Annotated in this window: 18 protein-coding genes; 9 read left to right on the top strand and 9 right to left on the bottom strand. The window is 37.2% G+C overall.

The genetic code is table 11. The annotated features are described in order from the left end of the window. Nucleotides 1-21 precede the first annotated feature (21 nt). The 7 genes from HXT35_RS03645 to rpmH form a co-directional block, all read right to left on the bottom strand. Nucleotides 22-969, bottom strand: a complete 948-nt coding sequence (locus HXT35_RS03645; protein ID WP_004126477.1) for a ParA family protein — start codon at nucleotides 967-969, stop codon at nucleotides 22-24. Nucleotides 970-1,542: 573 nt separating this feature from the next. Next, nucleotides 1,543-2,253, bottom strand: a complete 711-nt coding sequence (gene rsmG / locus HXT35_RS03640) for a 16S rRNA (guanine(527)-N(7))-methyltransferase RsmG (RefSeq protein WP_004126480.1) — start codon at nucleotides 2,251-2,253, stop codon at nucleotides 1,543-1,545. 189 nt (nucleotides 2,254-2,442) lie between these two features. Then, nucleotides 2,443-3,003 (bottom strand): protein jag, encoded by a 561-nt coding sequence (locus HXT35_RS03635; protein ID WP_004126483.1) that lies wholly within the window; start codon nucleotides 3,001-3,003, stop codon nucleotides 2,443-2,445. A 135-nt stretch (nucleotides 3,004-3,138) separates the two neighbouring features. Further along, nucleotides 3,139-4,152 (bottom strand): membrane protein insertase YidC, encoded by a 1,014-nt coding sequence (yidC, locus tag HXT35_RS03630; protein ID WP_004126486.1) that lies wholly within the window; start codon nucleotides 4,150-4,152, stop codon nucleotides 3,139-3,141. Then, nucleotides 4,152-4,472 carry a membrane protein insertion efficiency factor YidD gene (gene yidD / locus HXT35_RS03625; RefSeq protein WP_004126489.1) on the bottom strand — a complete coding sequence of 107 codons (321 nt, stop codon included), beginning with the start codon at nucleotides 4,470-4,472 and terminating at the stop codon, nucleotides 4,152-4,154. Before yidD ends, yidC begins: the two co-directional genes overlap by 1 nt. Before the next feature lie 42 nt (nucleotides 4,473-4,514). Further along, entirely contained in the window at nucleotides 4,515-5,009 is a 495-nt protein-coding gene (rnpA, locus tag HXT35_RS03620) for a ribonuclease P protein component (protein ID WP_004126492.1), read from the bottom strand. Nucleotides 5,010-5,030: 21 nt separating this feature from the next. Beyond that, complete coding sequence (gene rpmH, locus HXT35_RS03615; protein ID WP_004114029.1) at nucleotides 5,031-5,165, bottom strand: 50S ribosomal protein L34; 135 nt, start codon at nucleotides 5,163-5,165, stop codon at nucleotides 5,031-5,033. Nucleotides 5,166-5,583: 418 nt separating this feature from the next. Between rpmH and dnaA the strand changes: the two genes are divergently transcribed. The 7 genes from dnaA (at nucleotide 5,584) to HXT35_RS03580 (ending at nucleotide 16,308) form a co-directional block, all read left to right on the top strand. After that, nucleotides 5,584-7,206: a chromosomal replication initiator protein DnaA gene (dnaA, locus tag HXT35_RS03610; RefSeq protein WP_419185101.1), complete on the top strand. Its 1,623-nt coding sequence runs from the start codon at nucleotides 5,584-5,586 to the stop codon at nucleotides 7,204-7,206. Between the two features lie 432 nt (nucleotides 7,207-7,638). Then, a complete protein-coding gene (dnaN, locus tag HXT35_RS03605; protein ID WP_421787869.1) occupies nucleotides 7,639-8,763 on the top strand; it encodes a DNA polymerase III subunit beta in 1,125 nt (374 codons plus the stop codon). Between the two features lie 108 nt (nucleotides 8,764-8,871). Next, nucleotides 8,872-10,080, top strand: a complete 1,209-nt coding sequence (gene recF / locus HXT35_RS03600; RefSeq protein ID WP_421787867.1) for a DNA replication/repair protein RecF — start codon at nucleotides 8,872-8,874, stop codon at nucleotides 10,078-10,080. A 17-nt stretch (nucleotides 10,081-10,097) separates the two neighbouring features. Beyond that, a complete protein-coding gene (locus HXT35_RS03595; protein WP_004136597.1) occupies nucleotides 10,098-10,559 on the top strand; it encodes a DUF721 domain-containing protein in 462 nt (153 codons plus the stop codon). A 191-nt stretch (nucleotides 10,560-10,750) separates the two neighbouring features. Continuing rightward, nucleotides 10,751-12,826 carry a DNA topoisomerase (ATP-hydrolyzing) subunit B gene (gyrB, locus tag HXT35_RS03590; protein ID WP_004126532.1) on the top strand — a complete coding sequence of 692 codons (2,076 nt, stop codon included), beginning with the start codon at nucleotides 10,751-10,753 and terminating at the stop codon, nucleotides 12,824-12,826. A gap of 72 nt (nucleotides 12,827-12,898) precedes the next feature. After that, nucleotides 12,899-15,529, top strand: a complete 2,631-nt coding sequence (gene gyrA, locus HXT35_RS03585) for a DNA gyrase subunit A (protein ID WP_004126535.1) — start codon at nucleotides 12,899-12,901, stop codon at nucleotides 15,527-15,529. A gap of 167 nt (nucleotides 15,530-15,696) precedes the next feature. Then, entirely contained in the window at nucleotides 15,697-16,308 is a 612-nt protein-coding gene (locus tag HXT35_RS03580; RefSeq protein ID WP_004126538.1) for a DUF3566 domain-containing protein, read from the top strand. A 124-nt stretch (nucleotides 16,309-16,432) separates the two neighbouring features. On the opposite strand, the gene mscL is transcribed toward HXT35_RS03580, so the two are convergent. Together mscL and HXT35_RS03570 are read right to left on the bottom strand one after the other, a co-directional pair. Further along, nucleotides 16,433-16,843: a large conductance mechanosensitive channel protein MscL gene (mscL, locus tag HXT35_RS03575; RefSeq protein WP_004126541.1), complete on the bottom strand. Its 411-nt coding sequence runs from the start codon at nucleotides 16,841-16,843 to the stop codon at nucleotides 16,433-16,435. Nucleotides 16,844-16,908: 65 nt separating this feature from the next. Then, nucleotides 16,909-17,589, bottom strand: coding sequence for a phosphatase PAP2 family protein (locus HXT35_RS03570; RefSeq protein ID WP_004126544.1), 681 nt, complete (start codon nucleotides 17,587-17,589; stop codon nucleotides 16,909-16,911). Between the two features lie 151 nt (nucleotides 17,590-17,740). On the opposite strand from HXT35_RS03570, the gene HXT35_RS03565 reads away from it, so the two are divergent. Together HXT35_RS03565 and HXT35_RS03560 are read left to right on the top strand one after the other, a co-directional pair. Further along, nucleotides 17,741-18,436: an FhaA domain-containing protein gene (locus tag HXT35_RS03565; RefSeq protein WP_004126547.1), complete on the top strand. Its 696-nt coding sequence runs from the start codon at nucleotides 17,741-17,743 to the stop codon at nucleotides 18,434-18,436. Nucleotides 18,437-18,475: 39 nt separating this feature from the next. Beyond that, nucleotides 18,476-19,009: an FHA domain-containing protein FhaB/FipA gene (locus tag HXT35_RS03560; protein ID WP_004126550.1), complete on the top strand. Its 534-nt coding sequence runs from the start codon at nucleotides 18,476-18,478 to the stop codon at nucleotides 19,007-19,009.

Genomic DNA, 19,009 nt, shown 5'->3' with positions numbered 1-19,009 from the left:
TATTATCTCCTCTTGTTGTTCTTACTTATTATTATCTTGTTTTTCCGCAATAACAGATAATACAGTCTTGGATCGCTTAGCAATTTCTAATGCTGCTTCACGATACGATATTGCGCCAGCTCCATGAGGATCATAAGTTATTACGCTTTGATTAAAGCTAGGAGCCTCAGGTATTTTTACAGTGCGAGGAATAGTCGTTTCAAGAACAATATTCGGATAATGTTTTTTAACTTCTTGAAAAACTTCACGCCCTAATAATGTGCGCTTATCAAACATTGTTACCAGCATAGTCGAAACAGTTAAAATAGGATTATAATGCTGTTGCACCAATCCAATTGTTCTAATAAGTTGACCTAAACCTTCCAAAGCATAATATTCTGCTTGAATAGGAATAAGCATTTCCTGTGCTGCACACATAGCGTTAATAACCAACAAACCTAGTGAAGGAGGGCAATCGATAAACACATAATCATAAGGCTCTTCACAATTATTAAGATAATCAGAAAGAGCATTCTTCAAAAGATTGTTGCGATTATCCATCTCAGCAAGCTCTAATTCAGCACCGCTTAAATCAATAGATGCTGGAACTACATCAAGACCTTCTACGTCCGGACAAGCTTTTTTTACTTCAGCAATAGTTTTACGACCTTCAATTACATCATAAACTGACAAATCTCCAGAAGAATGTGGAGTATTTAATGCAGTAGACGCATTGCCTTGCGGATCCATATCAATTAGTAACACGCGAGATCCGCCAACTGCCATAGCTGCAGCAAGATTAACAGCTGAACTTGTTTTACCAACACCGCCTTTTTGATTTGCAACTGCAATAAAACGAGTTTTTTCCGGCTTAGGATACTTCACTTTTTCGAGGGCATGAAAGCGCGATGTTAAATTTGCCAATTCAATACCTAAGGAAGATTTTGAATCTCCAAAAATACGTTGAATCGTTTCTTCAGCTGATTCCACGACAATCACCCCCGCATAGTAATGAAAATGCCTAAAAATACGATACGTCTATTAAGTTTCCTTGTTTCTATGGACATAAAAAACTAAAATCACGTAATGTTTCACATGAAACATCAACACCTTATTCCATAACTAACTACACATTTTTCTAATCATAGAACACTAACATCCGTGCTGCTGCACACTCCACACCAAGCACACAAACAACGCACCCACCCGCAGCTTAATTTCGCTACTCTAGTTGCACTTAGTAAACCACGCAGTTGCGTAACAAACTTAGCGAGTCTATGAGTTTTGTGTTGGTGTTTAATGTGTTGAGAGGCTGGAAAAATTGTGTTCAGTGCTAAAAGAGGACTGAGAAGCTACATTCTTTAAATATAGGCGAACACAATAAGCGCTTTTAGCAGCCAGAGCGCCCGAAGGACGGGACGCACGCAAACACAAATTTTCCAGCCTCGTCAAAAACAAAAAACTAAATCAGTTACAAAACTCATAGGCGAAAGCCAAGAACATCGAAAATAAACTCGCGCCACATAAAGCAAGTATTTGCGCAAACACAAATTTAATTAAAAATCAAGCTTTATCAACTACTACGACTGTAGTCGGCTGCAAGCCAGGAGCAACAGGTGCTTCAAGAATGCGAGGATTTGCACCACCAGCTTTGCGAATCATTTTTGCAGCTTTTTCTACTTCTGCTTTAGCAGACTTACCTTTTAAGGCAACTAAACTTCCATGCGCTTTTAATAAAGGAATAGTCCATCCAGCCAATTTTGTCATAGGAGCTACAGCTCTGCACGTTACTACATCAAACGCAGGAATCTCATGTGATTTAATTTTTTCAATAACTTCGTCTGATCTGCCGTGAAATATAGTAACGTTTTTTAACCCCATAAGGGCAATACACTCGCGCAACCAATCCACGCGACGCTCCATTGGTTCAATTAATGTAATGTCATAGTCAGGCAAGCAAGCAGCTAAAACTAAACCAGGAAATCCTCCGCCGCTTCCAACGTCAGCAACTCTTTTTTGCTTACTTTTTTCCGCGACTTTGCGAACAAAAGGCACAACTGCTGCAGAATTTAATATGTGTCGTTCCCATAAAATTCCCATATCTCGGGGACCGACAAGTCCTCGTATCAAACCTTCTTTTTGCAGTTTCACGTGAAACACGGAACATTGAGGGAGTGCACTACCAAGAACATCATTTAGCAATGGAGAATTTTCTAATTCATCAATCACAGGCTGAGTGTTTTCTGCCATCTGAGTAGATTGATTATCGACCATTTTCCCCACACTTATTCGTATCTTGGTATTTTCTAAATATCTAAATCTATTAAAATATAAAGTAACATAATTAAACATTTTTTGTTAAAAAATGTTACTTTACGCTGTATTATAAACACTTTCTTCTAAATGCTTTTCCAAAAATTACATTTAGAAAGCAATAGAATATTTTAAATGAAGCCTTTAAAATTATTCCTCTACATATTCGTCATCAGAAGAAATCGTATCGTTGATTTCATCAACCACATCTTCTTCAGACCTAGCAGGCAAATAAACAGTCACATAACGATGTGGTTCTTCACCGTGCGAACGAGAACGCAAACCCTCATCTCGAACAGTGTCATGAATAACCTTGCGCTCAAAGGAATTCATTGGCTTTAAATCTACGGATTCACCAGTTTCGCGAACTTCATCAACCGCATCCAAAGCAATATCGCGCAAATGTTGGCGCTTACGCTTCAAAAAACCATCAACATCGACAATAAGATGAGAACGATCACCAGTTTTTTGCTGAACCGCAAGCCTGCTTAACTGCTGCAAAGCATCAACAACTTCGCCTTCGCGACCGATTAAATGCTTAATATCAGTGTCATCGTCTGCAACAATCTGAATCATTGGACGATTATTGCGAATGCCCATCTCAATATCGCCTTCATAATCAGCAATATCAAGCAAACCTTCTAAATAATCGGCAGCAATATCAGCTTCTTCGTTGAGCTGGTCAACCGTCTTCTTATCGTCTTGTACCATTACTTACTCCTTATCGTGACTTAAAAATTCACGTTGCAAAATTCTGAAGTCTAGTTTAGCGGATAATAAAGCCAAATAAATAATTTTTAAAGAGTTATTTAATCACCTTTATTAAGCGCTTAACATATTTAATTACTACTTTTTTGATACTTTACGCTTGCGTTGTGGCTGCTTACGCTGGAATCCTTCAGTTTCCCTGCGTTCAGCCTCTTCGCGCGCTTTCTGAAGATTTTCTTCTTCAATAGAAGGTAAACCTTCACGCTTTCTGCGCTCTGTTTCTTTTTTGTAATCTCTCTTCTCTTTCTCTTCAGCTGCAGGAGAGCCAGGAGTTGGGAAAGCATATACCTGCCAAATAGAGCGAAGCATATTCATAATGTTGTTAACCAACCAATAAACAAGCATTGCAAACGGAAGAGCAAATGCGGAGAAAACATAAATCAGCGGGAATCCCCACATCATGAGTTTTTGCATGGTGTATTGACTACCTTGCTTAGACTCTGGAGGAAGATTCTTACGAATATTGTTAAATTGCATGTACCACATTGCTGCACACATAAGTACAACAAATATTACTATTACGATTTTGCCTGTTAGTTGAACAGTCATAAATGTGTCTGCAACGCCTACTCCAAATACGTGAGTTTTTATAAACTGCTGAGCTGTTGCAGCATCAAAAGCGCCAAGAGCGGCATGCTTTCCTCGAGCAATAAAAGGGATAACCGAAAGCGTGTACCAAATGCTCATGAACGCAGGACCTTGAATCATCATAGGCAAGCAGCTTCCTGCAGGATTAGCATTATTATCCTGATACAGCTTCATCATTTCTCGCTGCATTGCTTCCTTGCTTGCAGCATCATTTTTACCCTTATACTTTTGCTGAATTTTCTTCATTTTAGGCGCAATAGCCTGCATGTTACGCATGCCTTTAATGCTTTTTATAAAAGCTGGGAATATGCATGCGTGCACAACAAGCACAAGGAAAACTATTGAGAAGACCCAAGAAAATCCAATTTCGTTCATACCAATAAGAACTAGGAACTTATGGCACAAGGTCATTACCTGAGTCATAAGCCATTCAATTGGAGTAAGAATCTTATAGAACCATCCTAATAATCCATTATCAAGTAAGAAGTGATCCTGATTAAACATTAGTTTTCCTTGTCTTCTTCAGCCAAGGGAGTTAGCCGTGGCTCTTCATGCGCTTTAGACCAAGCGCAACGGTAAAAGATTGAATATTTACGTGGCACATCATCAATACTGCAACTGGTCCATGGTCTGCAGCGAAGTAGCCTTAATACTGCAAGAATACCACCTCTTAATGCACCATAGCGAGAAACAGCTTCTATAGCATATCTAGAACATGTGGGGTAGTATCTGCAGCAAGCTGGTCTATTTGCAGAAATTTTCTTCTGATACCAGCGTATGGCGCGAATTATTCCGCGAGCAATATAGCTTTTCTTGCTACGCATCATAATGGTCACCATGCCTTTATTAAAAATCAGTTATTTCTGTCAGTTATTTTTAACTGCTTCGTGAAGGTCATGCTCATGCACAGTTTTTAATAATTCACTAATTTTAGCAAAAAGTTTTTCTATCTGCCTATGCAACGAATCAAATGATGATTCTGCTGCAGTCGGTTTTGCACGTAACACAACATCACATCCGTAAGGTAGTAATGATTCACAATCTTTAGCAATAACCCTAAGTCTGCGCTTCACTTTATTGCGAATTACAGCTTTACCTACCGATTTAGATACAGCAAGACCTAACCTCTTGGCATCCTCACTATTTTGAGAAGGCGTTAAGGTATCAGAAAATGCCGCGGGAATACTATTTCCAAAACCCGTGGCAATACAATCTAAACTCACACTTCTATCTTCGTTAGGTGTGTTCTTAAGGGACGTATCGTCACGCATCACATAATGCGCGACGATATCTCGCGAACTCACTTTGCGTCGCTTCTTTAGAACCGCAACAAAATCGCGGTGGCTTTTCAGCCTTTCCATGTTTTACGACGCTACCTTAACTCAGGCAGACAGTGTCTTGCGACCCTTGGCACGACGACGATTGATTACGGCGCGGCCAGCACGCGTACGCATACGAACGCGGAAGCCGTGCTTCATGTGACGACGACGGTTATTTGGCTGGAATGTCCTCTTCATAAATATGCTCCTGTATTCAACCATGCAAAAGCATGGCCCCGTATGAGTCAAGCTCTACTAAAATACTCTTACCCCTCACCAATAGTCAAAACTCCATATTTTTTGAGCATTTATTTAACTTGTTTAGATACACTAAAAAACATTTTGTTCACACTTTTATTACATTTTATTATTTATTAAAAACGTTGAAAAATAGCCAAAATCTCAGTACTAACTTATCCACAAATTACACACATGTTATTCACAATTGAGCAATTTCAACACGCTAGACGGTGGATAACTTCGTAGGGTCAGAGTAAACATGATTTACTGACACTTTGAAAACATGTGCGCGCGAATGGCAATTGCTACGCACTAATCACAGGTTGGGGGTGAAATGGCTGATACATTAGGCGAACATAAATCGGAAGCTGAATCAATTTGGTCTAATACGCTTACTGTCTTGCAGCATAATGCCCTTTTAACCGCTAGGGATAAGGGTTGGTTTGAAGGTGTAACACCGGAAGCAATCTTTGGAACGACTATTGTTTTGTGCGTGTCGAATGCGGAAGCACAGCAGGCTTTGCAAAACGAGCTTAATTCTCCACTTTTAACAGCTCTAAAAATTTGTACAGGCAAAGACATGTTTCCTGCTTTTAAAATTGTTCCTAACTCTAATTTTCAGAATAATTCTGTAACAAATGGAGCATCTGAATTATCTCAGCAAAACAATCGTGCAGCTAATTTAAATAATAATATTTCAGCTGCAGCTGTTCCTCCTGTTGTTACTATTCCAAGTCAAGATTCTGAAAATTTATTATCAAGATCTTCTAACCTTGCTTCGTCTGAATTTGTTAGTGAAATGGTTAATAATAAAAAAATTTCATCAAATTCTACTTTGCAACCAGATTTTGATAATGCTACTGGATTATCAACTCTTAAACAAACACAAATCTCTTCATCTTCTGCACAATCTCCACAACAAACTGTTTCTGTGCAGAGAGATGCGATTACGCATTTAAATACTTGCGCAACTTTTGACACATTCGTTCCGGGAGATTCAAATCGTTTTGCTAGAACGGTAGCGCTTGCTGTTGCCGAAGGATCCGGACGAGATTTTAATCCTTTATGTATTTATGGTGGATCCGGTCTTGGTAAAACTCACTTGCTTAATGCAATTGGCAATTATGCTTTAGTAAAAGACACTTCGCTTAAGGTTCGTTACGTTACTAGCGAGGAATTTACTAACGAATTTATTGAAGCTCTTCAAACACCTAATCAAAGTCAAGGTCAAATAGCTGAATTTAATAGGCGTTATCGAGAAGTTGATGTTCTTCTTATTGATGACATCCAATTCTTGGGCGGAAAAGAAGCAACTCTTGAACAATTCTTCCACACTTTTAATTCCTTATACCAGGCAAATAAGCGAATAGTTATTGCTTCAGATGTTGCTCCAAAAAATCTTAAAGGATTTGAAGCTCGTTTAATTTCCAGGTTTGAATCTGGTCTTACCGTAGACATTAAGCCGCCAGACTTGGAAACGCGTATTGCAATTTTAAGAATGATGGCTTCAATGAATCACTGTAATGTTCCAAGTGATGTGCTTGATTTAATTGCAGAAAGATTTACTGAAAATATTCGAGAACTTGAAGGTGCTTTAACTCGCGTTACAGCTGTAGCATCTTTAAGTAATCAGCCTGTAAGTAAAGCTTTAGCAGAACAAGCTTTACAAGACTTTTTTGCTACAGATATTGAAGTTCGTCCAACTGATATTATTAGTCAAGTTGCTCAATACTTCCATATGACATTTGATGAACTTGTTGGTCGTCAGCGTACAAAAAATGTTGCTCTTGCGCGTCAAATTGCTATGTATCTTGCTCGAGAGATGACAAGTATGAGCTTGGTTGATATTGGCGAAGTTTTTGGTGGTAGAGATCATACAACTGTAATGCACGCTTATACTCGTGTAAGTGGAGAGATGCAGGAAAAGCAGGAAATTTACAATTATGTTATGGAATTAACGGTTAGGTTAAAACAAAATCCTGTAGATCATAGGAATTAAAAATAACTTTTCCACTGTTTTATGAAGATTTGTTTATAAATTTTTTTAAAGTTATCCACATACTTAATAACAAATGTGGGTAAAAGCTGAGTATAACTCGTGGAAAACGCCGTTTTTAAATGTTAATAAGTCGTGTATAAGAGCTTTGAAAATGTTAATACATTAAAAAATAGCTTTCACTGTGGATAACTCGACAACTTGTACACATTATTGTTAGACACTTATTAACAGCTTTAAAATGTTAATAACCTATATATTACGCGCCTAAATAAGAGTTTTCCACATATACACAGCTTTTATTATGACTACTACTTTATTTACTTATTTATTAATAAAATTTATAAATCTTTGTGAGCTTATAAATTTTAAAGACTACAGATATGTGCACTAATACTGTAGAATGATTGCAGACTTTAAACGAAAAGAGGAAGCATGAAAGTAGAAGTCAACTCTGCATCATTTGCTGATGCTGTAGCTTGGACTACACGCGTTATAGATTCTAGGCCTGCAAACCCTATTCTTGCAGGTCTAAAAATTGAAGCAACAAATGGAACACTGCAACTTTCTGCCTTCAACTATCAAATTTCTAGCCTAAACCATATTGAAGCTGGCATTGATGAAGAAGGTAGTGTACTTGTACTAGGCAAATTAATGGCCGATATTACAAAGTCCCTTCCTGCAGAAAATACTTATTTAAGTTCAGAAAACAATTTATTAACTATTACTTCTGGAAAATCAACATTTACTCTTCAACTTATGCCTTTAGGAGAATATCCTGATTTACCTGCTCTTCCTAATAAGTTGGGTCAAGTTGATGCCCCAACATTTATTCAAGCAGTTAATCAGGCTTCTGTTTCTATTTCTAGAGAAGAAAATAGACCAGTTTTAACAGGCATTCGAATGCAGTTTGAAGATGACACTGTTACTATGACTTCAACTGATAGATTCCGTTTATCTCGTTCTACTTTTAAGTGGACTCCAAAAAATGAAAATACTAATTCTGTAACTCTTGTTCGTGGTACTTTATTACGAGATATTGCTCGCTCTTTTGATGATCATCAGAACGTTATTATTGATTTTGACGAAAAAGATCCAACATTACTAGGTTTTGAAAATTCTGGTAGAAATAGTACTTCACAACTTATTGATGGCGAATTTCCTTCTGTAGATAGGCTTTTTGTTGATGACTATCCAATTCACGCTGTTATTAATAGACAAGATTTAATTAATTCTATTAAAAGAGTTTCTTTGGTAGCAGAAAAGAATGCTCCTATTAGAATGACTTTTGCAAATCAAGAATTAACTTTAAGTGCTGGTGCTGCTGAAGAATCTCAAGCAAAAGAAGTTCTTGACATTGACATGGATGGTGAAAAAATTACGGTTGCTTTTAATCCTTTATATTTAATTGAAGGTTTAAGTGCAATTACTGAACCATTTGTTCATATGAAAATGGCAACTGCAGTAAAACCTGTTGAATTTAATGGTCAACAAGAATCAGACGGTGAAGAATCTATGAATTACCGTTATTTGCTTGTTCCTATGCGTTTTAATAATTAGTTTTTAATATTAATTGTGATATTACATTTTGTTGCAGCATCTTTTTACTGTAGAATGTAATATCACAATTTTTTATGTTTTATTTTTCAAAGAAAGGGTAATAAAGAAATGTATATTTCGAGAATTGCCCTTGATACTTTTCGTTCTTGGAATCATATAATTTTTGATTGCAAACCAGGAATTAATATTATTTACGGCAACAATGGTCTTGGCAAAACAAATATTGTTGAATCTCTCGAATTTGTTGGTACTGGAATAAGTCATCGTACTTCTTCAACATTGCCTCTTATAAGAAAAGGATATGAAAAATCCACTATAAGACTAAATACGCGTAAAAATGATGAAGAAACAACTTATGAAGTTAATATTTTTTTAAAAGGAACAAATAGGGCTCGTATTAATAACGGAAAATCCCTTTATATGAGAGATATTTTAGGCCATTTACCAGTAGTTTCTTTTACGCCTAGTGATCAATTACTTATTTCTGGAGATCCAACTGTTAGACGTACTTTTATAGATCAAGCAGGATTATTACTATTACCAAACTATTCTCAAATTTTGCAAAATTTTAAGCATATTTCTAAACAGCGTGCTGCATTATTAAAAAGTATTAGAGAATTTTCAAATAATAATCAACCAATTTCATTATCTGGTTTAGAAATTTGGACTGGTAAATTTATTGAATCTGGAATTATTCTTACACAAGCTAGACAAAAAGTAGTAAGAATTCTTGATAAATATTTTAATAAAATTATTAAATATCTTACTAATAGTGAAGAGTATTCTGAACTAAAATATAATCCTTCTTTTCAAGAGGTAATTGAAGAAGAAGCAGAAGAAGAAAATAACGTTTTTAATCTAATAAGTGAACATTTTCAACGTATTTATGATGGTGAACTAGCTAGGGGATGTAATCTTATAGGACCTCATAGAGATGATATTGATTTTATGCTTGATAAAATGTTAGCAAAAGATTTTGCTTCTAATGGAGAATCTTGGACGCTTGCAATAGCTGCAAAAATGGCATTATGCAATGCTTTAGAAGAAAAAAATAATGAAAAACCTATTATTATTTTGGATGATGTTTTTGCTCAACTAGATGAAAATAGGCGTAAACAAATCTTGAATTTTGTAGAAAATCAAAATCAGGTTTTTATTACAACATCTTCTCTTAGTGACATACCAAAAAACAGTATTGTTCAAAAAAATAATTTAATAAATATAGAAGATTTATTAAGTCAACAAAATAGTGCTAATAATACTTATGAAGAACATAACAGTATTTTGAAAAGTATATTAGAACAAAGAACTGCTTAAATTCAGAGGATTATTTTATGATTCCTGTTTATAAAATACTTAAGTTAGACACAAGAAAACTACCTGCTATTATTTTTGAACCAATTAATATAAAAGCTGAAAGAGAAAATAATCGTTCTATAAGAGCAGATAAAGCTTGGGAAAATTTCGGCAAACCAGGTAGAGATCCTAGAGCTTTTTGCGGTATTTTGCAATCTTTTGCGTCTAATAATAATTGGAATAAGCAACTTAATATAGCAAAATTACGCAATTCTTGGAATGAGGTAGTTGGTGAAAATATTGCAAATCATTGTGAAATAAGTCAAGTTATAAATGAAGTGCTTATTATTAGAGCACAATCTGCTGTATGGGCTACTCAACTTTCTTATTTGCTTCCTCAATTAAAAGAAAAAATTAATAATAATCTTTCGGATATTAAAATTAGAGAAATTAAAGTTATAGGTCCTACTACAACCGGATTAGGTTCTTGGAGAAGGTAATTTTTTAACTTATAAATATTATAATTTCAAAAAAATAGTAAAAAGGCCTCTCATTAACGAGAGGCAATATTATATGTATAGAATGTCGTGTAATATAGTTGAAGCGCTAGAATCCCCTTTTATGTGCTTTCTGGCATATGTTGGCTCTGTAAAAGCCTTGTAATATGAGGCAAATTGTGAAGGGACAAAAAGTGACAAACACGGAAGATAATTCGATAGATAATGCTGTCGAAGAGCATAAGCTTGACGATGCTCAACTTGATGATTCACTTGCTCCTGAACATTATGATGCAAGTGATCTTCGAGTTCTTGAAGGATTAGAGGCAGTTAGAATTAGGCCAGGTATGTACATTGGTTCTACTGGACCTCGTGGTTTACATCATCTGGTTTATGAGATTGTTGATAATTCTGTTGATGAGGCGTTGGCAGGTTATGCTTCTCACATTGAAGTGACTATTTTGCCAGATAATGCTATTCGTGTTGTTGATGATGGTCGTGGTATTCCAGTCGATGAAGTACCAGGTGAAGGTGTTTCTGGTGTTGAAACAGTTATGACAAAGCTTCACGCTGGTGGTAAGTTCGGTGGCGGCGGTTACGCTGTTTCTGGTGGTCTTCACGGTGTTGGTATTTCTGTAGTAAATGCTCTTTCTACTCGTGTAGAAATTGAGGTTCGCCGTCAAGGATTCCACTGGACTCAAACTTATGTAGATCAGCATCCTACTGCTCCTTTGGCAAAGGGTAAGCCAATGGAAGATGGCGAATCTACTGGTACTTCTGTAACATTTTGGCCAGATGGAACAATTTTTGAAACCACTACTTATGATTTTGAAACTTTGCGATCTCGATTCCAGCAGATGGCATTTCTTAATAAAGGTTTAAAGATTTCCTTAACTGATTTACGTAAGCCTGATGAGGCAGGTGATGAGGTTGCAGGAGATGGTGAATCTACTGATGAAAATAAGCATCAAAGCGTAAGTTATAAGTATGAACATGGTATTAAGGATTACGTTGATTATTTAGTTAAGTCTCGTAAAGCTGTTCCAGTTGAACCAGATGTTATTGATTTTGAGGCTGAAGATCTTGAAATTGGTATTTCTGCAGAAATTGCTATGCAATGGACTGTTGCTTATTCTGAAGCTGTTCATACTTTTGCAAATACGATTTCCACTACTGAAGGTGGTACTCACGAAGAAGGATTCCGCGCTGCTTTAACGACATTAATTAATCGTTATGCGCGTGAAAAGAATATCTTAAAAGAAAAAGATACTAATCTTTCTGGTGATGACGTTCGAGAAGGTTTAACTGCGGTTGTTTCTGTAAAACTTACAACTCCACAGTTTGAAGGTCAGACTAAAACAAAGCTTGGCAATTCTGAAGCTAAAACTTTTGTGCAGCGAGTTATGACAGAAAAGCTTGGTGACTGGCTTGATGCTCATCCAAGCGAAGCTAAGAATATTATTCAAAAAGCTGTTGAAGCTTCTCGCGCACGTTTGGCTGCTAAAAAAGCTCGTGAAAATACTAGACGTAAATCTATTTTTGAAACAGCTGGTATGCCAGATAAGCTAAAGGATTGCCAATCTAGTAATCCTGAAGAGTGCGAATTATTCATAGTCGAGGGTGATTCTGCAGGTGGCTCAGCAATTCAAGGTAGAGATCCTATTACGCAAGCAATTTTGCCTTTGCGCGGTAAGATTTTGAATACTGAGCGCGCATCAATTGACAGAATGATGAAGTCTGAAACAATTGAATCCTTAATTACTGCTGTTGGCGGTGGATATGGTGAAGACTTCGATTTAAGCAAGGTTCGATATCACAAAGTCATTATTATGGCTGATGCTGATGTCGACGGTGCTCATATTGCAACCTTGAATTTGACTCTATTCTTCCGCTACATGCGTCCTATGATTACAGCAGGATACGTTTATGTTGCTATGCCACCTTTGTACCGATTGAAGTGGAGTAAGGGAGCACATGATTTCGTTTATACGGATGCTGAGCGAGACAGAGTTTTAGCAGAAGGTAAAGCTGCTGGTCGTCAACTTCCTAAAGGTGAAGGCATTCAGCGATACAAGGGCTTGGGTGAGATGAGCTATCAGGAATTGTGGGAAACCACTATGGATCCTGAGCATCGTATTTTGAAACAGATTCATATTGAAGATGCTGCTCGAGCTGATGAAACCTTCTCAATGCTTATGGGTGATGAAGTAGAGCCACGTAGACTCTTCATTCAACGAAATGCTCATGATGCAAGGTTTATTGATGCTTAAAAGTTATTGGTATATCTACAAAGATAGAAAAATAAAAACGTTAGTAACCTATAAGAATACAAAGGAATTGCAGTGGTAGACGAAATAAACGCCGCTAATAATAGCGAAGAGCCAGATCAACTGCCAGATGGTTCAATGGAGCCACAAAGCCCTCAGGAAGCTGATAATACTGATTATGGATTACTGAAGGGTGCACGAGTTAAGCATATGGATTTGCAGCAGGAAATGCGCGAATCATATCTTGCTTATGCATTATCCGTTATTATCGAGCGAGCTTTGCCAGATGTTCGAGATGGCTTAAAGCCTGTTCACCGTCGAGTTATTTATGCAATGTATGACGGTGGATATAGGCCTGATCGCGGATATAACAAGTGCTCTCGTGTTGTTGGCGATGTTATGGGTAAGTATCATCCTCACGGTGATTCTGCTATCTATGACACTTTGGTGCGTATGGCTCAATCTTGGTCAATGCGCTACATGCTTGTTGATGGACAAGGTAACTTTGGTTCTCCGGGTGACGATCCTGCAGCAGCAATGCGTTATACGGAATGCCGTATGGCACCTTTGGCTATGGAAATGGTACGAGATATCGATAAAGATACCGTTGATTTCCTGCCAAATTATGATGGTAAAACTCAAGAGCCTACTGTTTTGCCAGCTCGTTTCCCAAATCTTTTAGTTAATGGTTCTGCTGGTATTGCTGTTGGTATGGCAACCAATATTCCACCTCATAACATGCGTGAAGTGGCTGATGGTGTGCACTGGGCTTTGGATCATCCTGATGCAAGTAAAGAAGAACTTCTTGAAGCTTTAATTCAGCGAATTAAAGGACCTGATTTCCCTACTGGTGCAACCATTTTAGGTCATAAAGGAATTGAGCAAGCGTACCGTACGGGCCGCGGCTTAATCACAATGCGCGCAGTAGTTAATACTGAGGAAATTAAGGGACGTATGTGCTTGGTTGTTACTGAGCTTCCATACCAAGTTAATCCTGATCGCTTAGCTGCTTCAATTAGGGAGGCTGTGCGCGACGGCAAGATTCAAGGCATTGCAGATATGCGCGATGAAACGTCTGGTCGTACAGGTCAGCGTTTGGTTCTTGTTCTTAAGCGTGACGCTGTTCCAAAAGTTGTTCTTAACAATCTTTATAAGCATTCACAATTGCAGCAGACTTTCGGCGCAAACATGCTTGCTCTGGTTGATGGTGTTCCTCGCACTTTGAGTTTGGATGCTTTCATTCGTCATTGGGTAAGTCATCAGCTTGAAGTTATTGATAGGCGTACACGTTACTTAAAGCGTGAAGCTGAAGAGCGTGATCATATTTTGCAAGGCTACTTAAAAGCTTTGGATATGATTGACGAAGTTGTGGCATTAATTCGTTCATCTAAAGATGTTGAAACAGCTCGCACTGGTTTGATGAATTTGCTTGATGTTGATGAAGTTCAAGCGGATGCAATTCTTGCAATGCAACTTCGTAGACTAGCAGCCTTGGAACGTCAGAAGATTCTTGATGAGCATGAAGATTTGATGCTGAAGATTGCTGATTACAACGATATTTTGGCAAGTCCAGAACGCCAGCGCAAAATTGTTGGCGACGAACTTGATGAAATTGTTGCAAAATATGGTGATGATCGCAGAACTAAGATTCTTCCTTTCTCTGGTGAAATGAATGTTGAAGATCTTATTGCCGAAGAAAACGTTGTTGTAACAGTAACTCGCGCAGGTTATATTAAGCGAACTAAAGCAGATGAGTATCGTGCTCAACATCGCGGTGGTAAAGGTATTAAGGGTGCAAAGCTTCGTGAAGATGATGTAGTAGATCACTTCTTCTTAACATCTACACACAACTGGTTGCTCTTCTTTACTAATCGTGGTCGAGTTTATCGTATTAAAGCTTACGAACTTCCAGAAGGATCTCGCGATTCTAAAGGTCAGCATGTTGCTAACTTGCTTCAGTTTACTCCTGGAGAAACAATTCAAACAGTTTTGTCAATTCAAAACTACGATGTGGCAAAGTACTTGGTTTTGGCAACTCGTTCTGGAAAAGTTAAGAAAACTGCTTTGCAAGAATACGATTCTCCACGTCAAGGTGGTTTGATTGCTGTTCGACTAATGGCAAATGAAGAAACTGGTGAACCTGTTGATGAGCTGATTGGTGCAGCTTTGTGCAATTCAGAAGACGACATTATTCTTGTTTCTAAACTTGGTATGAGTTTGAAGTTCAGAGCAGATGATGAACAACTTCGACCAATGGGACGTCAAACTGCAGGTGTTCAGGGCATGAGATTCCGCGAAGGTGATGAACTTTTGGATATGGATGTTGTTGCCGCTGAAACAAGTAAAGATCTTCTTGTTGTTACAAACGAAGGTTTTGCAAAGCGTACAGCTATTGAAGAGTATCGTTTGCAAGGAAGAAATGGTTACGGCGTTAAGGCAGTACAGCTTGCAGAGGGACGCGGTTCTTTGGTTGGTGCCTTGATTGTTGAAGAAACTGATCAAGTAATGGCAATTATGAAGTCCGGTAAGGTAATTCGTTCCGACGTTAACGAGGTTAAGCGTACAGGAAGAACTACACAAGGTGTGACTTTAGCTAAGCCAGACAAGGGTGATGAAATTATTTCTATTGCTCGTAATGAAGAAACAGATGATGAGGAAAATCAAGTAGAAGAAGTTGAAAAAACTTCGTCGAACGAGGAAGCTTAAAATCTTATTTACGAAAAGTAGTAAATAATAAAATTTCTTTGCTAAAACTTAATTATTAATAACTTATGAGAGTGCCAACTAAGCGGATATAGTCCGTTTTTATTGGTACTCTCATTAGTATAATTAGTCTAATTATAAGAAACGTAATAAGAGAAGGAAAACTTAAGATGAGCGAAGATTTTGAGCCATCGAAAAATCCAACGAATATTAATGAAGAATCTTCTTACACAATTAGAGAAGACAATAATTCTAATGAAGAATTTGGTGATTCTTCTTTAGGAAGGGCTGTTAGAAAATCACAGTTTACGTTGGGTGGATCTAGTAGTTCATCTTCTTCTCGTAGAACTATTGGTGGTATGGCATCATCAACATCTTCAGCAAGTCAATTACATTCTTCTAAAGCAGGTCATACTCCTAGAGCTCGTCGTATGAGCCTTTCTTTGGTTCGTGTTGACGCATGGTCAGTTGCAAAAGTTACATTTCTTCTAAGCGTTGCAGGCGGTATTATTCAAGTTATTGCAGCAGGTTTAGTTTGGTTGTTCTTGAACATGATTGGTGTTTTTGATCAGGTAACGCAGATTGTTTCATCAACAGGTTTGGACAGTAATGGTTTTAATCTTGCTGATGTGTTTTCTCTTCCAACAGTATTGAGTGCAGTTACTATATTCTCTATTGTTGAAATTGTTATTATTACAATACTATCCGCAATAATTGCGCTACTTTATAACGTAGTTGGCTCATTGGTTGGTGGAATACACGTTACTTTAGGTGACGACTGATAAGTAAAAACTTATAGGTAACAGTCTACTAACAAGTTGTATTCTTAATAGAAATTCCCGCTAATTGTTTCTAACTAGCGGGAATTTTAATATTTTCTAAATACTTTTTTAATTAGCAAGAATATTATTTTCTAGCTAATTCATCGCGAATATCTTGCAAGAGTTGAATAGTTTTTTCTTCGCGCTCTTTACGTTTTTCTTCTTCAGTTTTTTCATGTTCTATTTGCAATAAATCTGCACCAATTTCACGCAATTTATTAATAGGTAAAACAATGCAGAAATAAACTGCTGTAGCAACAATAAGGAAATTTAATAATGCTCCAATTACTGCGCCAAAAGAAATTGTTGCACCGTTCATAGTAATAGTTAGAACGCCATTAAGTTCTGGCTTTCCGCAAATCATTGCAATAAGAGGATTAATAATATGATTTACTATTGTTGTTACTACTGCAGTTACTGCACTACCCATAACAACACCGACAGCCATATCAATAACGCTGCCGCGTAAAATAAACTTCTTAAAACCTTTAAGCATTAGAGTTTTCGCTTTCTGAAGCAAATTCTTCAACTAATTTTTTAGCAGAATAATTTTTGTTATTTTTATTGTTTTTTTCTATTATCTACATACAGTTTGTGTCTCTGGAATGAGCGCAATACTGTAACAGAAAGAAGCGGATACATAATTGCTGCAGTTAATACGTCTGTAGGGAAGTGAGCTGCAACAATAAGTCGCGAAATAGCGACGATAACAACTAGTATTGTGCTAAAAAGTAATCCAACTTTAATAAGAGAAGGCTTAGTTACATAAATAATTAGCATTATCATTGCACATACTGCGACTGCTGCAGAAGTGTGCCCACTAGGAAAACTTGGATCAGAAGGTAGTTTAATATTCAGACCAATATATGGTCTTGGCCTGTGCACAGCAAATTTAACTGCAAAAATGTAAATCATAGGAAGCAGAGAAATAAGAAGCTGAGTAATTGTAAGTTTTAAGCTTTTACTAATAAACAGGGAAATTATTGCAAGCAATAATAGTATTACCAAGCAGCCTTTAGTGGAAAAAACAATCGCAATTATTTTTGAAAAGCTCAGTACTGAAGAAGGAACACTATTGTGAAAATAAGCTACAATAGTCGATTCATAGTTTCGTTCTTTACTACTAATAAGTAGTGCTTTACCTAAGCAAGGTACAATAATTGCGAGTATTAAAGTAAAAATAGTAGCGAAATTGCGAGTAATTACCGACAATCTGCTGTGATTGTTATTATTTTTTGTCATAATTGCTAAGAGTACACTTACTATGATGTAAATGCACGTTGAAAATAGTCAAGTAGCATTAAAAATAATAAAATATTAGAAAAAAGTGTGTGAAATTTGAGTACCGTACCTGGTGACGAGTACTATGGTGAACAGATAGAAAGGGTTTACCATGAGCGTTTTTGACCGATTTGAGAAGAGCGTGGAAGGTGCAGTGAACGGCGTCTTCGCAAAATTCGGCTCCAAAGATTTACAGCCAGTTGATTTTTCTAGTGCTTTGGAACGTGAAATTGATGCTGAAGCTATGCCTATTGGACGAGATCATACTGTTGCTCCAAATGAATATCGTTTTAAACTAAGTACACCTGATTTTGATCATATTGAGCAGTGGGGTAGTGAAGCTTTAGCTAATGAGCTTGCTGACAATCTTACACAATATGCTAAAAGTCAACATTATGCTTTTGTAGGACCAGTAGTTGTTATTTTTGAAGAAGACTTGGAATTAACTAAAGGTAATTTCCATTTGACTTCTGAATCAGTTCAAGGAAATGCTGTTCCTGTTACTACCGACGACCAGCAGCAGAATCATCCAATGCTTGAGATTAATGGCAATCAGTATTTGCTTACTAAAGATTGTACAATTTTAGGACGAGGTTCCGGTTGCGATATTGTAATCGACGATCCTGGTATTTCTCGACATCATCTTAGTATCGACGTCACTCCTGATGGTGTTATTGCTAGAGATCTTGGTTCAACGAACGGTACTTATGTAGAAGGTCACCAAGTTCCAGCTGCAACATTAGTAGATGGAAACACTATTACTATTGGGCGTACGCGTATTCTCTACTGGGCATCGTCTCAAGAGTAGGAGAAAAAGTATTTTCCGAATGAGGAGACGATAACGCGTATGATATTCACTGAATTAACGTTTGCAATATTCAAGTATGGCTTTTTAGTCTTACTTTGGGTTTTTGTGTTATGCGCTATTCGTTCGCTTCGTAGGGATATTGAAGTTTTTAGTCCTAAAAAATCGCATTTTTGGAATAAAAAATCTCGACGCGCATCTCATGACGTAAATTCTTCTAAGCCTGTACAACGACAAGCATCACCTGTAATGGTTAACTCGTCTTCAAAAAATTCTGATGTTAATCCTACTTTGCTAGTTGTTATTGACGGGCCTTTGGCAGGATCATCTTTCCCATTAAATGCTGCTGGAGTAACTCTTGGTAGAGCTGCATCTAATACGGTAGTTTTGAATGATGAATTTGTTTCTTCACATCATGCTCGCGTGTATTTTAATCAAAAAGTTCACGCATGGGTGCTTGAAGATTTAGGTAGTACTAATGGGACTATGATTGGTCATTCTCGCGTTAGTGAACCAGTTATATTAGCTCCGCGCACTTCGGTTAGAATAGGCGCAACCATGTTTGAATTGAGGTGA

Origin of the sequence: Gardnerella sp. DNF01141, assembly GCF_049244255.1 — a bacterium.
GTDB lineage: Bacteria > Actinomycetota > Actinomycetes > Actinomycetales > Bifidobacteriaceae > Bifidobacterium > Bifidobacterium vaginale_E.
The sequence above is the reverse complement of the archived record's forward strand: the minus strand, read 5'-3'. Positions and strand labels throughout refer to the sequence as shown.

Bases quoted from the DNA above. Each gene is read 5' to 3' on its own strand.
- rsmG (WP_004126480.1), bottom strand. From the start codon at position 2,253: ATGGTCGATAATCAATCTACTCAGATGGCAGAAAACACTCAGCCTGTG.
- HXT35_RS03635 (WP_004126483.1), bottom strand. From the start codon at position 3,003: ATGGTACAAGACGATAAGAAGACGGTTGACCAGCTCAACGAAGAAGCT.
- yidC (WP_004126486.1), bottom strand. From the start codon at position 4,152: ATGTTTAATCAGGATCACTTCTTACTTGATAATGGATTATTAGGATGG.
- yidD (WP_004126489.1), bottom strand. From the start codon at position 4,472: ATGCGTAGCAAGAAAAGCTATATTGCTCGCGGAATAATTCGCGCCATA.
- rnpA (WP_004126492.1), bottom strand. From the start codon at position 5,009: ATGGAAAGGCTGAAAAGCCACCGCGATTTTGTTGCGGTTCTAAAGAAG.
- rpmH (WP_004114029.1), bottom strand. From the start codon at position 5,165: ATGAAGAGGACATTCCAGCCAAATAACCGTCGTCGTCACATGAAGCAC.
- dnaN (WP_421787869.1), top strand. From the start codon at position 7,639: ATGAAAGTAGAAGTCAACTCTGCATCATTTGCTGATGCTGTAGCTTGG.
- recF (WP_421787867.1), top strand. From the start codon at position 8,872: ATGTATATTTCGAGAATTGCCCTTGATACTTTTCGTTCTTGGAATCAT.
- HXT35_RS03595 (WP_004136597.1), top strand. From the start codon at position 10,098: ATGATTCCTGTTTATAAAATACTTAAGTTAGACACAAGAAAACTACCT.
- HXT35_RS03580 (WP_004126538.1), top strand. From the start codon at position 15,697: ATGAGCGAAGATTTTGAGCCATCGAAAAATCCAACGAATATTAATGAA.
- mscL (WP_004126541.1), bottom strand. From the start codon at position 16,843: ATGCTTAAAGGTTTTAAGAAGTTTATTTTACGCGGCAGCGTTATTGAT.
- HXT35_RS03570 (WP_004126544.1), bottom strand. From the start codon at position 17,589: ATGACAAAAAATAATAACAATCACAGCAGATTGTCGGTAATTACTCGC.
- HXT35_RS03565 (WP_004126547.1), top strand. From the start codon at position 17,741: ATGAGCGTTTTTGACCGATTTGAGAAGAGCGTGGAAGGTGCAGTGAAC.
- HXT35_RS03560 (WP_004126550.1), top strand. From the start codon at position 18,476: ATGATATTCACTGAATTAACGTTTGCAATATTCAAGTATGGCTTTTTA.